The 14,703-nt window shown below is 65.2% G+C and carries 15 protein-coding genes; 1 reads left to right on the top strand and 14 read right to left on the bottom strand.

What is annotated here, in order from left to right:
- Positions 1 to 5 precede the first annotated feature (5 nt).
- The 5 genes from HW932_RS01365 to rluD are packed head-to-tail and all read right to left on the bottom strand — an operon-like array spanning position 6 to position 4,913.
- Positions 6 to 2,108, bottom strand: a complete 2,103-nt coding sequence (locus HW932_RS01365) for a carboxy terminal-processing peptidase (protein ID WP_176974706.1) — start codon at positions 2,106 to 2,108, stop codon at positions 6 to 8.
- A gap of 36 nt (positions 2,109 to 2,144) precedes the next feature.
- Positions 2,145 to 2,645, bottom strand: a complete 501-nt coding sequence (def, locus tag HW932_RS01360) for a peptide deformylase (protein WP_176974705.1) — start codon at positions 2,643 to 2,645, stop codon at positions 2,145 to 2,147.
- Between the two features lie 3 nt (positions 2,646 to 2,648).
- A complete protein-coding gene (locus HW932_RS01355; RefSeq protein WP_343046939.1) occupies positions 2,649 to 3,182 on the bottom strand; it encodes a glycine cleavage system transcriptional repressor in 534 nt (177 codons plus the stop codon).
- A gap of 5 nt (positions 3,183 to 3,187) precedes the next feature.
- On the bottom strand, positions 3,188 to 3,952 hold the full coding sequence (gene pgeF / locus HW932_RS01350) for a peptidoglycan editing factor PgeF (protein ID WP_176974704.1): 765 nt from the start codon (positions 3,950 to 3,952) through the stop codon (positions 3,188 to 3,190).
- Positions 3,933 to 4,913 carry a 23S rRNA pseudouridine(1911/1915/1917) synthase RluD gene (gene rluD, locus HW932_RS01345; protein WP_176974703.1) on the bottom strand — a complete coding sequence of 327 codons (981 nt, stop codon included), beginning with the start codon at positions 4,911 to 4,913 and terminating at the stop codon, positions 3,933 to 3,935. The genes pgeF and rluD overlap by 20 nt, the downstream gene beginning before the upstream one ends.
- A 112-nt stretch (positions 4,914 to 5,025) precedes the next feature.
- On the opposite strand from rluD, the gene HW932_RS01340 reads away from it, so the two are divergent.
- Positions 5,026 to 5,853, top strand: coding sequence for an outer membrane protein assembly factor BamD (locus HW932_RS01340; protein ID WP_176974702.1), 828 nt, complete (start codon positions 5,026 to 5,028; stop codon positions 5,851 to 5,853).
- Between the two features lie 24 nt (positions 5,854 to 5,877).
- On the opposite strand, the gene HW932_RS01335 is transcribed toward HW932_RS01340, so the two are convergent.
- The 9 genes from HW932_RS01335 to HW932_RS01295 form a co-directional block, all read right to left on the bottom strand.
- Complete coding sequence (locus tag HW932_RS01335) at positions 5,878 to 6,216, bottom strand: P-II family nitrogen regulator (RefSeq protein ID WP_012970016.1); 339 nt, start codon at positions 6,214 to 6,216, stop codon at positions 5,878 to 5,880.
- Positions 6,217 to 6,317: 101 nt separating this feature from the next.
- Complete coding sequence (locus HW932_RS01330) at positions 6,318 to 7,928, bottom strand: NAD+ synthase (protein ID WP_176974701.1); 1,611 nt, start codon at positions 7,926 to 7,928, stop codon at positions 6,318 to 6,320.
- A 37-nt stretch (positions 7,929 to 7,965) separates the two neighbouring features.
- A complete protein-coding gene (locus HW932_RS01325) occupies positions 7,966 to 8,895 on the bottom strand; it encodes an exopolyphosphatase (RefSeq protein ID WP_176974700.1) in 930 nt (309 codons plus the stop codon).
- Positions 8,896 to 9,006: 111 nt separating this feature from the next.
- Positions 9,007 to 9,231, bottom strand: coding sequence for a DUF2835 domain-containing protein (locus HW932_RS01320; RefSeq protein WP_176974699.1), 225 nt, complete (start codon positions 9,229 to 9,231; stop codon positions 9,007 to 9,009).
- Between the two features lie 45 nt (positions 9,232 to 9,276).
- The gene (locus HW932_RS01315; protein ID WP_176974698.1) at positions 9,277 to 9,570 is read right to left on the bottom strand and encodes a PilZ domain-containing protein; all 294 of its coding nucleotides are present in this window, start codon (positions 9,568 to 9,570) and stop codon (positions 9,277 to 9,279) included.
- Between the two features lie 49 nt (positions 9,571 to 9,619).
- Positions 9,620 to 11,275, bottom strand: a complete 1,656-nt coding sequence (locus tag HW932_RS01310) for a methyl-accepting chemotaxis protein (RefSeq protein WP_176974697.1) — start codon at positions 11,273 to 11,275, stop codon at positions 9,620 to 9,622.
- Between the two features lie 115 nt (positions 11,276 to 11,390).
- Positions 11,391 to 11,591 carry a cbb3-type cytochrome oxidase assembly protein CcoS gene (ccoS, locus tag HW932_RS01305; protein ID WP_176974696.1) on the bottom strand — a complete coding sequence of 67 codons (201 nt, stop codon included), beginning with the start codon at positions 11,589 to 11,591 and terminating at the stop codon, positions 11,391 to 11,393.
- 53 nt (positions 11,592 to 11,644) lie between these two features.
- Positions 11,645 to 14,143: a heavy metal translocating P-type ATPase metal-binding domain-containing protein gene (locus tag HW932_RS01300; RefSeq protein WP_176974695.1), complete on the bottom strand. Its 2,499-nt coding sequence runs from the start codon at positions 14,141 to 14,143 to the stop codon at positions 11,645 to 11,647.
- Between the two features lie 3 nt (positions 14,144 to 14,146).
- Positions 14,147 to 14,674, bottom strand: a complete 528-nt coding sequence (locus HW932_RS01295; protein ID WP_176974694.1) for a FixH family protein — start codon at positions 14,672 to 14,674, stop codon at positions 14,147 to 14,149.
- Positions 14,675 to 14,703 lie beyond the last annotated feature (29 nt).

Here is a 14,703-nt window from a genome sequence, read left to right as displayed (position 1 = left end):
CAAGCTCAATTCCTCATCACCGCGCGCGGCCCGTTGTCGGTCCGCTGCATCAGGATGCCGTCGGCCAGGATGCGCGCAGCCTCCTCGGCCTCGATACGCGCGATGACCTCGCGTTGCTTCTCCAACGCCTCCTCGTCGACCTGATCGGCCTCTTCATCGACCGGGGTCAGACCGCGCGCACGCAGGAAGCGCTCCTGATCGTCCTTGAAGCGCTGATTGCGCCGCTCGTCCTCAGCACGCCGTTCGGATTCACGCAGCGAAACCCGCTTCTGCTCCTCGACCTCGCGTACCAGACGACTGCGCTCGGTGAGCATCTTGAAGCCTTCGTCCTTACTCACACGCTCGGCAGAGCGGCGCGCCAGGGCGTCGAAACGCAGCTCGCCGACCTTCTTGAAGCCGGCCGGATCGATCTGGGTCCAGGGCAGGGCGTTGTCGAGCGAACGCTCGCCATGTTCGCTCATGTACTCGGCGCTCGGGAAACGGATGTCCGGCTCCACGCCGCGCAACTGGGTACTGCCGCCGCTGATGCGGAAGAACTCGGCCATGGTCAGACGCAGACGCCCCAGATCACTCTTTTCACCCGGCACATAGCGGTTGAGATCGATGAGCGTCTGCACCGTGCCCTTGCCGAAGGTCGGCTCGCCGATGACCAGTCCGCGCCCGTAGTCCTGGATGGCGGCGGCGAAGATCTCGGAGGCCGAGGCGCTCTCGCGGTCGACCAGGACGGCGAGCGGACCGTTGTAGGCCACGCCCGGATCGCGGTCGGCTTCCAGTTCGACCTTGCCGAAGGCGTCCTTGACCTGGACCACGGGGCCGACGTCGATGAACAGTCCGGTCAGCGAGGTGGCCTCAGCCAGCGAACCACCGCCGTTGGACCTCAGGTCGATGAGCAGACCGTCGATACCGCGCATCACCAGATCATTGATGAGCCGGCGCACGTCGCGCGTGGTGCTGCGGAAATCGGCCGTGCCGTTCCCCTCGGCCTCGAAGTCGCGATAGAAGGCCGGGATCTCGATCACGCCGACCTTGAGTCCGGGGGCGTTGGCGAGATCATCGACCACATAGCTCTTGGCGGCCTGATCCTCGAGCTTGATCTCGTTGCGCACCAGGGCGACCTCGCGCACGGGCTTGGACGAACCGCTGGTCTTGGGCTGGATCTGCAGGCGCACCACCGAGCCTTTGGGACCGCGGATCTTGTCGACCACGTCCTCCAGACGCCAGCCGACGACGTCCTCCATGGGACCGTCGAGTCCCTGAGCCACGCCGAGGATCTGGTCGCCGGTGTGGATCTGGCCCGACTCGCGCGCCGGACCGCCGGGGACCGTGCTCTGGACGATGGTGTATTCATTGTCCGAGCGCAGCACCGCGCCGATGCCCTCCAGCGACAGCTTCATGCTGATGTCGAAGTTCTCCGAGGTGCTCGGCGACATATAGCTGGTATGCGGCTCGATGGTCTCGGTATAGGCATTCATGAAGGATTGGAAGACGTCCTCACCCTTGAACTGATGGATGCGCCGCGCCAGCCCCTCGTAGCGCTTGCGCAGCCGGTCGCGCACCTCATCGTCGGACTTGTCGGCCAGACGCAGCGAGAGGTAATCGTGCTTGACGCGCTTGCGCCAGCGCTCGTCGAGTTCAGCCGCGCTACGCGCCCAGGGCGTCTCGTCGGACTCGAAGGTGAAGGTCTCGGCGGTATCGAACTCGAAGCGCCCGTCGAGCAGCTTGAGTGCGTAGGCGACCCGCTCGTCGACCCGCATCCGGTAGACGCGGAAGATGTCGAAGGCGATGTCCAACTCGCCCCGGCGCAGGCTCTCGTCGAGCTGGCGCGCGCCATTCTGGAACCGCTCCACGTCACGCGCCAGGAAGAAGGTGCGGCTCGGATCGAGCGCCTTGAGGTAGCGCTCCAGCACCGAGGCGGCGAAGTCGCGGTCGAGCGCGACCTTGCGGTAGTGATAGCGCTCCAGCACCTTGTTGATGACGATGGCGGCCTTGGTCTGGGTCGGGGTCGGGAAGAGCTCCGACAGCGGAACCGAAGACGGCGCCGCCAGGGTCGTCGTCGCGATCAGCAGGGCGACGAGCAAGAGTGGAAACCGAAAGAGGCGCTGTTTCATTGGGGTTGTACTCTGTGAGGAAATCGCCGGTTCGGGCTATTTGTAGACCTTGCGCCGATAGAGATCGGTGCGACGGCTGACCACACGGTCGACGAACAGCAGTCCGTCGAGATGATCGAGTTCATGTTGGACCGCGCGCGCTTCGAATCCTTCCATCTCGTACTGGTGTTCGACGCCGTCGGCGTCCTGGGCCTTGAGCCGGATCTGGGTGGCGCGGATCACGTTGCCGGTGTAGTCCGGGACCGAGAGACAGCCCTCGCGGCCCATGGCGAAGCCTTCCCAATGCGTGATCTCGGGGTTGATCAGCACCAGATGGCCATGATTGGGCGTCTTGGGTCGCCCTGAAAGGTCGAGGATGACGATGCGCCGGAAGTGGGCGACCTGGGGCGCGGCGATGCCGACGGCGCCCGGGCCGGCCAGACGGGTCTCTTCCAGATCGGCGATGAAATCGCGCAACGCCTGATCGAAGGTCTCGACGGGTTCCGAGACCTGCTTGAGACGCGGATCGGGCAGCTTGAGGATATCGAGGATCGCCATGACTCAACCGATCATCAGGTCGACCGGGGAGACGTCCACCGACACGCCGCGCGCGGCCATCGGCACCAGCGCGTCGGCCAGGGCCTCGATGGTGCGGTCGCTGTAGCCCTGGATGTTCATGATGTAGACCGGGCGCTCGCGCTCGCCGGCGACGTCCGAGTCCAGTTCCAGGATGTTGAAGCCCTGCTCGGCCAGGATCTCGGTCACATCGGCGACGATCCCGGCGCGGTCGGCGCCCGTCACCCGCACCTGGACGTTGGGCATCAGATGCTGGTGCAGTCCGCCGCTCAACGGATCGAGGTGGATACGCAGACCGAGCTCCTCAGCCACGGGCGCCAGAGCGTCAAGGATCTCGGCATCCGGGCGCGCGCTGCTGACCATCAGCATGATGGTGAAGTTGCCGCCGAGCCGGATCATCGAGGCTTCGCCCAGATTGCAGCCGCATTCATACAGCGCGCGCGTGACGCGCGAGACGATCCCCGGCCGGTCGGCGCCGACCAGGGTCAAGAGGTTCCAGTCAGACAGAGTGTCCGTCACGGTCTTCAGCTCCCATGGCTGTCGTTCGGCGCGAGCCAGATCAGGCTGGCCAGACGGCCGGTGGTGCCGTCGCGCCGGTAGGAAAAGAAACGCCCCGGCTGGGAGAGGGTGCAGTCCCCTCCCCCATAGACATGCTCGACACCGAGTCGCGCGAGTCTGAACCGGGCGAGTTCGAACAGATCGGCCAGCCAGCGCTCACCCTGAGCCGTGCTCGGGCTGGGGCGAAAGGCGGCGGCGGTCTCGGGATGCTCGGCGACGAAGGCCGCGCGCACCTCGGGACCGACCTCGAAGGCGTCCGGTCCGATCGCCGGTCCCATCCAGACCAGCAACCGTTCGGGCGCGACCGCCATCGCCGCCACCGCGCTCTCCAGCACCCCGCCGGCCAGTCCGCGCCATCCGGCATGGACCGCCGAGACGCGCGTCCCCTGGTCGTCACAGAGCAATAACGGCAGACAGTCGGCAGTCATGACCGCGCACACAACTCCGGGCGTGGTCGCGATCGCGGCATCGGCTTCAGGGATGGGCGTGACCGGACATTCGGCCCGCGCCACATCTCGACCATGCACCTGACGCAACCACAGTGGTTCGGCGGGCAGACCCAGATGTGAACACAGGATTTCGCGATTGCGGGCGACATGCTCGGGATCGTCGCCGACATGATCGCCGAGGTTGAGACTGGCGAACGGCCCCTGGCTGACTCCGCCCAGACGGGTGGTCGTACAGGCACGAACGGACGCCGGTGCCGGCCAGTCAGGCTCGATCAGCTCCATCGGCCACCTCCCGGCGAAACAACTCCAACAGTGCGTCGAGGTCTGGGGCCATCGGCACTTCCCACTGCATCTCGGCTCCGGTCGCCGGATGGATGAGTCCCAGACGGATGGCGTGCAGCGCCTGACGCGGAAAGCTCTGGAGCGCGGCAGCCAGCTCGGGATGACAGCCGCGCGGCGGACGCGGTCGGGCGCCATAGGTCGTGTCGCCGACCAGCGGATGATGGATGTGCGTCATGTGCACGCGAATCTGATGGGTGCGTCCGGTCTCCAGCTCGACGGCCAGCAGCGTATGCCCTGGATAGGATTCCAGGACGCGATAATGGGTGATGGCCTCGCGCCCGTTGCCGACCACCGCCATCTTGACGCGCTGGGTCGGATGACGACCGATGGGCGCCTCGACCCGCCCGCCCGCGACCAGCGTGCCCAGCACCAGCGCCCGATATTCGCGATGCACAATCCGCCGCTGGAGCTGTTCGACCAGCGCGCAGTGCGCCTGGAGCGTGCGCGCGACCACCATCAGGCCCGTGGTGTCCTTGTCGAGCCGATGCACGATCCCAGCGCGCGGCAGGGTCGCCAGCTCGGGCGCATGGTGCAGCAGTGCATTCAGGAGCGTGCCGTCGGGATTGCCGGCGGCCGGATGCACGACCAGACCGGCGGGCTTGTCGATGACCAGCAGATGCTCGTCTTCATAGACCAGATCGAGCGCAATCGCCTGCGGCCGATGCTCGTCGACCACGGCCAACTCGGCCTCGATCCGGATCGACTCGCCGCCCCAGACCTTGTCGCGCACCCGGCACGGCCGATCGTCGACCAGCACCTGACCGGCCTCGATCCATTGCTGGAGCCGACCGCGCGAGAACTCCGGCAGCAACTGCGCCAGCACACGGTCGAGCCGGCCGCCGGCGAGATCGGATTCGACCCGGAGCGAACGCCGGATGGTTTCGGTGGAAAAGGGCTTCATTCAGGCAGCGTCCGGCCGGTCGAGTGCGCGCGGCGAAGATCCAAGGTGAGACCTTCGCCAAGACCGGGCTTCGGGTATACTGGGAGCGTTTCGAAACAGATACTCATGCGACATGTCACGAACGTTAACACGATTGACCGCGCTCCTGCTCGCCGTGACGCTCACCGGATGCGGGATCTTCGGCAAGGAGATCGATGAGACCGAGGGTTGGAGCGCCTCCAAGCTCTATTCCGAGGCGGCCTCCGAACTCGACTCGGGTTCCTACGAGCGCGCCATCGAACTCTATCAGAAGCTCGAGGCCCGCTATCCCTTCGGGCGCTATGCCATGCAGGCGCAACTCGATGTCGCCTATGCCCATTATCGGGCCGAGGAACCGGAGGATGCGCTTGCGGCGGCCGACCGCTTCATCAAGCTCTATCCCCAGAATCCCTATGTCGACTATGCCTACTATCTGAAGGGCATCGTCAACTACAACCGCAGTATCGGCTTCCTCGACCGCTTCATCCCGACCGACGCCTCACAGCGCGATCCGGGCTCGGCGCTCGATGCCTTCAAGGACTTCGCGATCCTGGTCGAGCGCTTCCCGAACAGCAAGTACGCCGAGGACGCGCGCCAGCGCATGGTCTATCTGCGCAGCAATCTGGCCATGAACGAGGTCCATGTCGCGCGCTACTACATGAAGCGCGGCGCCTATATGGCAGCGGCCAATCGCGCCAACCACGTCATCCAGCACTATCAGCGCACCAGCGCCGTGGACGATGCGCTCGAAGTGCTGATCGACGCCTATCGCGCACTCGGCAAGGACGATCTGGCGGCCGACGCCAAGCGGGTGCTCGACCTCAACCGCCAGGAAGGGCGCTTCATCGCCGACGAGGTCCGACCCGAAAAGGTGGATCTGGCGCGCCGGCTCTGGGACTATCTCCAGCTCGACGAGAACTGAGGCCGAAGACCAAAAGACCGAGGCTCAGATCGCGGCCTCGTTCTCCTCGCCGGTGCGGATACGCACCACGCGCGTCACATCCGAGACGAAGATCTTGCCATCACCGATCTTGCCGGTGCGCGCGGCCGTGGTGATGGCATTGATGCATTCCTCGACCTGATCGTCGGCCAGCACCAGCTCGATCTTGACCTTGGGCAGGAAGTCGACCACATACTCCGCACCGCGATAGAGTTCTGTATGGCCCTTTTGACGGCCGAAGCCCTTGACCTCGATCGCCGTCATGCCCGTGATACCCGCCGCCGACAGCGCCTCGCGCACGTCGTCCAGCTTGAAGGGTTTGATGATCGCTTCGACCTTTTTCATGCAGCTCTCCCGTTAAGCCGTATCCGCTGAATCAATCACGGATCAGTATAAGTGGACCTTGAAGGGATGAACAGCGCCAGGGACGTGCAACGCTGCCCACCCTAGAAACCGCTGGTGATCGGATAGCGTCGGTCGCGTCCGAAGGCCCGTCGCGAGATGCGCACGCCGGGCGGGGCCTGACGGCGTTTGTACTCGTTACGATCGACCAAGCGAGCCACACGCTTGACCACATCGGCCGGATAGTCCTGAGCCACGATGTCCTCCACGCTCTCGTCGTCCTCGATATAGCGCTTGAGGATGGCATCGAGCAGGTCATAGGGCGGCAGGCTATCCTGATCGGTCTGATCTGGGCGCAACTCGGCCGAGGGCGCGCGCTCGATCACCCGCTCCGGGATCACCGGCGAGCGGCCGTTGCGATAGCGCGCCAGCCGGTAGACCAGCATCTTGGGCACGTCCTTGATCGGCGCGAAACCACCGGCCATGTCGCCATAGAGCGTGGCATAGCCGACGGCCATCTCGCTCTTGTTGCCCGTGGTCAGCAGGATGCGTCCGGACTTGTTGCTGATGGCCATGAGGATGATGCCGCGACAGCGTGCCTGGATGTTCTCCTCGGTGACATCTACCGGTTGACCGGCGAAGACGGGTTCGAGCATGTCGAGAAAGGCGCGGAAGGCCGGCTCGATCGGGATGACGCGACTCGACACCCCCATGCGCCGGGCCTGTTCGAGCGCATCCTCGTTGCTCATGTCGGCGGTATAGCGCGAGGGCATGAGCACGGCCTCGACCCGCTCGGGGCCGAGTGCGTCAGCGGCGATCGCCAGTACCAGGGCTGAATCGATACCGCCGGACAGACCCAGAACCGCGCCCTCGAAGCCGTTCTTGCGCACATAGTCACGCACGCCCAGCACCAGGGCTTCGTAGATCGTTTCCTCTTCACCGGGCCAGTCGGGGAGCGGTTCGGCGCTCCCCGTGACGGGTACCCCATCGGCATCGAGCTTGAGGGCGAGCGTCGTTTCGGTGAATACGCTCGCGCGGTGCGTGATCCGGCCATCGGGATCAACGACGAAGGAGGCCCCATCGAACACCAGTTCGTCCTGACCGCCGACCAGATTGGCATAGAGGATGGTCAGTCCATGGGCGCGCGCGCGCCGCGCCACCAGCGCCTCGCGCTCGGCGATCTTGCCGCCGTGGAAGGGCGAGGCGTTGAGATTGAGCAGCACCTGAGCGCCGGCCTCGGCGGCCTCGCGGGTCGGCTCCTCCCACCAGATGTCCTCGCAGACGCTCAGACCGAAACGCAGTCCGCAGTGCTCGAAGACGGTGGCGCCCGTGCCGGGCTGGAAGTAGCGTTTTTCGTCGAAGACGCTGTAGTTGGGTAGATGCTGCTTGGCGTACTCGGCGATCAGAGCGCCGTCGCGGATCACGCCGGCGACGTTGAACAGCCCGCCGACCGAGGCGCGCGGGTAACCGAACACCAGGGTGATTCCCTGGACCTCCGACTGGAGACGCGCCAGCGCCGTCTCGACCCGTGCGATGAACTCGGGACGTAGCAGCAGATCCTCCGGCGGATAGCCGGTCAGGGCCAGCTCGGGGCAGACCAGCAGATCGATGCCCTGCCCGCTCGCGCGCCGGGCCGCCGCGATCAGACGCTCGGCGTTACCGGCCACGTCGCCGACCAGGGGGTTCATTTGCAGGATTTCGATGCGACAGGACACGTTGGTAGCTCCAGGAATACTAGTGCCGATTTCAGCCTCAGCCGTCGGCATTGATCCGCGCGATCAGCTCGCCCAAGACCTGCTCGGCACGGTCGTTGTCGACCTGGCAGGTGCCGGCGGCCTGATGTCCGCCGCCGCCGTACTCCAGCATCAGCTCGCCGACATTGGTCTTGGAGCTACGGTCGAAGATGGATTTGCCGGTGGCGAAGACGGTGTTCTGCTGCTTGACGCCCCAGAGCACATGAATCGAGATGTTGCACTGCGGAAAGAGCGCATAGATCATGAAGCGGTTGCCGGCCCAGATGGTCTCCTCGCCGCGCAGATCCAGCACCACCAGATTGTCGTGGACTGTGGCGCAGCGTCGAATCTGTTCCTTACACTGCTCTTCGTGCTCGAAATAGAGCTCGACACGCTCGCGAACATCCGGCAGGGCCAGGATCTGATCGATGTCGTGATTTTTGCAGTAGTCGATCAGATCCATCATCAGGTTGTAGTTGGAGATGCGGAACTCGCGGAAGCGCCCGAGTCCGGTGCGCGCGTCCATCAAAAAATTCAGCAGCACCCAGCCCGTAGGATGCAGCACGTCTTCCTGATCGAACTGAGCCGAATCGCCCTTGTCGACCGCCTCCATCATCTCGTCCCAGGCGAGCGGGAAGGCGTCGTGACCGCCGTAATAACGCCAGACCACGCGCGCCGCCGAGGGGGCATCCGGATCGATGACGTGATTGTCGTGCCGACCCGTGCGCAGGGTCTCGGACAGATGATGATCGAAGGCCAGATGGACACCCTCGACATAGGGCAGATTGGTGGTGATATCACGGTCGGTGATCGCGATCTTGCCATCCTGCATGTCCTTGGGATGGACGAAGGTGATGTCGTCGATCAGATCCAGATGTTTGAGCAGGACGGCGCACACCAGGCCGTCGAAATCGCTGCGAGTGACGAGGCGGAACTTCTGGTCGGACACGAGGTGTCTCCGGGTGGTTCGTATGGCGGTCGATCTGACGGGCATGATACGCAAGATGGTTAGACGTTGGCACGCGACGTCCATTCTGAACCACCATCACAAACCCTGCTCTCAATCCGCCTGACGCTCCAACGCGATCAGCCGATTGTTTTCATCAATCGTGGCGCGGAATCGGCCCTGGATACCGGCATGAGTGACGAACTGACGCAGATTGATCGCCGGAATGGACAGTGTGCGCCCGTCATGGGCGCGCACGACCACGCGCGCGGCCGAGCCCTGGTAATAACGCAGATACTCGGTGCGCTGGATGTTCAGGCTGAAATAGAAGTAACGCATGGCGGCTGGACGGCGGACGGGATGGGTACGAGCGCGGGCGAGTCCTCAATCCTGATCGAGCACGAATTCGACCGCGATCAGCCGTCCCTCCTCGTCCTGGGTCACGCGAGCCACACACGCGCGCCGACGCAGCGGCTCGATCTTCGGGTTCGGACTGAGGACCAGGATCTCCAACTCCTCATCGGGCGCAATCGGTCGATCGGAGCGAAAGGCGCATCCCGAGGCACTCAGGTTGATCAGGCTGGTGGTCATGGATTCACCCGTCATCAGGCGGGTGATGGTGACATCGGTCTCGGTCTCCAAGCGTCGGAATCCCCGGCGTTCGTCATTGGTCAGCATGGATGGCTTCCTCCTCTACGAGCGATCATTCGCGACAGCGGAGTCGAGATCATATCTTGAATCGCCCCGAGCTATCCTGAAGACTCGCCGCGAGCCTGGCCAGTTCGCCGCTGGCGGAAGCCGCCTGCGTCGCTCCATCCGAGATCTGACTCACGCTCTGGGACAGCGACTGGATATTGCGGTTGATCTCCTCGGCCACGGCCGATTGCTCCTCGGCCGCACTCGCGATCTGGGTGTTCATGTCATTGATGCGCGCGATGGCGGCGGCGATGGCGCGCAATGACTCGCCGGCCTGACGCGCCTGAGCCACGCCCTCGCCAGCCCGGACGCGTCCCTGATCCATGACAGCCACCGCACCGGCCGAACCGGACTGTACGCGCTCGATCTTGTCCTGGATATCCTGAATCGAATCCTGGGTACGGCTGGCCAGGGTTCGCACCTCATCGGCGACCACGGCGAAGCCGCGCCCCTGTTCACCGGCGCGGGCGGCCTCGATCGCGGCGTTCAGGGCCAGCAGATTGGTCTGGGCTGCCACGCCGCGGATCACATCGAGCACGGCGCCGATTTCGCGGCTGTCATCCGACAGACGGGTGATGACCTGACCGGCCGCCTCGACTTCGTTAGCGAGCGCCTCGATGGCGAAGATGGTCTGTTCGACCACCCGAGAGCCAGCCTCGGCCTCGCGGTCGGTCTCCTGGGCGGCGTGCGCGGCATCGGCGGCATGGCGCGCGACCTCCTCGACCGTGGCCGTCATCTCATGGATGGCGGTGGCGACCTGATCGGTCTCGGAGAGCTGCATGTGCACCTGTTCGCTGGTCTCGCCACTGGTGAGCGACAGCTCCTCGGCCGCCGAGGCCAGATGCGTCGAGACCCCGGCGACCTCCTTGACCATCTCGTGGATACGCTCGACGATGAGGTTGAAGGTTCGCGCCAGCTCGGCCAGCTCGTTGTTCCCTTCGGCGGGGAGGCGCTGACTGAGATCGCCCTCGCCTTCGGCGATCTCGCGCAGGCCGGCAGTGACCCGGCGGATGGGACCGGTGATCATGCGTGCTATCCCAAGGATGCCCAGAATACCGACCGCGATCACCACCAGGAGCGCCACGCCCATGGCGAGCACCATCTCGGCCATGCCCTTAGCGACGATGGTCGTGGCGCGGGTCTTGGGGATGCCGAGCCCGAAGACGCCGATCACCTGACCGGCGGCATCGTGCAGCGGCTCATAGGCCGTCAGGTGCGGTTCGCCCAGGATGTCGGATTCACCCACATAGCGCTCGCCCCGCACCAGTGGATCATGGGCCGCGCTCGACTCGCCGAGCCGGGTGCCGAGCTGAAGCCGCCCGTTGGCATCGCGTACACTGGTAGCGACACGGACGAAGTCCGTGCCATCGCGAGCAAAGAGGCTGAACACCAACCCCAGATCGCGACCGATGGCGTCGGGCATCTCCGTGCGCCCTTCGATCGAACGACCCTGGGCATCGACCAATTGGCCGCCCTGCAAGCTCAGTTGGCCAAAGTCACGCGCGATGTAGAGCTTGGCGGCGCGCAGATCGCCATCGGCCTTGGTGAGCAGCGTCTGATGCACCAGCGTCTGGGCCATGGAAGACGCTGTGAAATAGGCAATCAGGACCAGCGCGGCGCCAATCAGCAAAATGCCGGGGATGGCTGCGACCATGAGCCGGGAATGGATGGTGAGATTTTTCCACATGGGAACCCCCAGCGTGTTGGAAAGTATGATGGTTTCTAGCCCGACACGGCTCCCTGACAGGCCCCAACGGGTATAGCTTACCCTTTTGATGCCCACCGACTTCGGTCACGATACATCAATTGCGCTCCGTTGCGTCCGGCTCGGCATCGGTCAGGCCCTTGGGGTCGACTCTATCCTCGTCCTCGTCGAGCAGGAGGCGCTGCCCATCGCCCTCCAGATCGTCGAACTGACCGCTGCGCGCGGCCCAGAACAGCACAGCGACCGCCGCGAGACCCAGGATCAGCATTCCGGGGATCAGGCCATAGATGACTTCCATCGTGAGATGCCCGCTATGATGGGATTGAAACCGTCAGTGAACCCGAACGCTCTCTATCGGGCCCACAAGTGATCTCGTTCGTCGGATGACTTGAAGAGCGCACCGAGCCGCGCCGAGTTGCCGATCACGGCCAGACTGCTCAGCGGCATGGAGACGGCCGCGAGCAGCGGCGTAATGACGCCGGCCATGGCCAGCGGCACCATGACCAGATTGTAGAGGATGGAGAGTGCGATGTTCTGTCGAATGGTTCGCAGTGTGCGCCGCGAGAGTTCGGCGGCTTCCAGCACCCGTTTCAGCTCGCTCGACATGAGCACGATATCGGCGCTGGCGATGGAGACATCGGTGCCGCTGCCCATGGCGATGCCGACATCGGCGCGCACCAGGGCCGGAGCGTCGTTGACGCCGTCGCCGACCATGGCCACCGGCTCGCCGGCACGCTGGAGTTCGTCGATGACGCGATCTTTGTCCTCGGGCAATACCTCGGCGATCAGCTCGACCATGCCGAGCCGGCCGGCGATGCGCTCAGCAGCGATGCGCCGGTCACCCGTCAGCAGCGTGACACGAAGCCCTTGTTCGCGCAGACGCGCAACGACTGATTCAGCGCCTGGACGCAGCTGATCCGCCAACCCCAACCGCAGGGTCAGGCGGCCGTCGATGGCGCAGAGAATCCGGCTGTCCGGTTCAGTGCTCGACTCGGGATCGGATGGCAGCGCGATACCCTGACACGCGAGCCATTCCGCGCGTCCGATGGCCAAGGCGCGGCCCGCGACCCGCCCGGCGATGCCCAGGCCCGGCTCGACCTCGACCGCTTCCACCGTCAGGCCATCCGTATCGATCCCGGCTCGTTCGCACAGATCCAGCACCGCCGTCGCCGCCGGATGCTCCGACAGCCGCTCCAGCGCGCCGATCAGACGCAGATCGGCGCGCTGTTCGTTGGTCAGCACCGGCGATTCGGGAGCGAGCGGGCGCCAATCGGCTCCAGCCCCGGCGATCGCCACCACGGCCGGGCGCCCCTCGGTCAGGGTGCCGGTCTTGTCGAAGACCAGATGGCGGATGCTCGACAGCCGCTCCAGCACCGCCCCGTTCTTGATCAGGATGCCGCGCGCCGCGCCCACGCCGGAAGCCACCGCGACCGCCATCGGCGTGGCCAAGCCGAAGGCGCAGGGACAGGTGATGATGAGCACAGCGGTCGCGGCGGTGAGCGCGCGTTCCAGATCGACCTGGACCCAGAGCACGAAGGCCAGGGCCGCCAGTCCCAGCGTCGCGGCGACGAACCAGGGCACGACGCGGTCGGCCAGATGCTGGATCGGTGCGCGGCTGGCCTGCGCCTCCTCGACCAGCCGGATGATGCGCCCGAGCGTGGTCTCGGCGAGCAGCCCCGTGACCCGGACCCGGAGCACACCTGCCCCATTGATGGTGCCAGCCGAGACCCGATCGCCCGCCGTTTTGGGGACCGGGCGCGACTCGCCGGTCAGCATCGACTCGTCCACACCGCTGCGTCCGTCCAGGATCTCACCATCGACCGGGATGCGCTCGCCGGGACGCACCAGCACCCGTTCACCGACGACGAGCGAGCGGATCGGCACCACCGCCTCGCCGCCGTCGTCCTGGAGCCGGGTGGCCACTTTCGGTTGAAGATCGAACAGCCGTTGGGTCGCCGCCACCGCGCGTCGGCGCGAGATGGCCTCCAGATAGCGTCCGACCAGGATCACGAACAGAAAGTTGACCACCGTGTCCCAGTAGACCGCGCCGATCTCGGAGCCGCCGAGCGTCACATAGAGCGAATAACCATAGGTGACAGTGACTCCGATGGCGATCGGCAGGTCCATGCTCAGATGACCCGAGCGCAGACCCGACCAGGCGCCCCGATAGAAGGGCGCGCCCGAATAGAGGATGGTCGGTGTGGCGAGCAGGAAGCCGAGCCAGTGGAAGAGATCGCGGAACTCGCCCTCGTCCGCCCCGCTGTAGAGCGCGATCGAGATCCACAGCAGGTTCATCATGGCGAATCCGGCCCAGGCGAGCCGGAACAGCAGGGCGCGATTCTCGCGTGCAATGGCGCCCTCGGAGGCGTCCGGATCGAAGGGCGTGGCGGCATAGCCCAGATCGGCCAATCGGCGCAGGATGCGCGAGAGCTGGAGTCGACCGTTGTCCCAGCGCACCCGCAACCGGCGTCCGGTGAGATTGACCCGTGCCTCCTCGACGCCGGGGAGCGACTGGAGTCCGCGCTCGATCAGCCAGACACAGGCCGCGCAGTGGATGCCTTCGACCAGCAGGTTGATCTCGCGGTCCTCGGCGGCAACATCGGTGAATTCCTCCTGCACCGCGTCCAGATCGAAGAGCGCGAGATCCTTGGGCGGCTCAGGCGGCGGGCCGAGCAGGACGCCTTCAGGCGTGCGGCGGTAGAAGCCTTCCAGCCCCGCCGCATGGATGGCCAGACAGACCGACTTGCAGCCGGTGCAGCAGAAAGCGCGCTCGCTGCCAGCGATCTCAGCCGTCTCGCGCGCACCGACGACGATCGGCAAACCGCAGTGGAAACAGTGCTCGCCATCCACCCGCTAGGGCGTCCCGACCGTGAGGCGTTCGCCAACGCTGAACTCATCTTCGCCCAGACGCGCAACGATCAGCGTGTCCCAGACACCGATCAGCGGAAAGGCGGTCTCGACCACATAGCGCCCGCGATCCTCACGGTTCATGCTCAGGGTGAAGTCGCGCGCGGCATCCGATGGCCGGTAGGCATGGAAGGTCACGACCTCGGGATCGACCGGCTGACCGGCTTTGTCGACGAAGAAGACGCGGATGGACTCGGTCTGACCGGCATGCAGCGACGCCGGGATGTCGGCCCGGATCAGCCAGCCCGGGTCGCGTGCCTGACGGGTCAGGACGGTGCGCTCGTAGTTGCGACCACGCTCGTAGTAGTCGGCGTTGACCAGCCCCGGATTGGTCGCGAAGGCCAGATAGACCATGACCAGATTGACCGCCAGCACCACGACGATGAGCCCGATCCAGCCGAGCACCCAGGGATTGCGCAGGGCCGCGTTTGGCTGGAGATGAGTCTGGAGACGGGTTTGGATGTGGGTCATCATCGGCACTGGGCCTCGTGTTGCTCGGAGTT

The sequence above is a fragment of the Allochromatium humboldtianum genome (assembly GCF_013385175.1).
GTDB classification, from domain to species: Bacteria; Pseudomonadota; Gammaproteobacteria; order Chromatiales; family Chromatiaceae; genus Thermochromatium; species Thermochromatium humboldtianum.
Note: the sequence above shows the minus strand (reverse complement) of the source record. Positions and strands in the feature narration are given on the sequence as shown.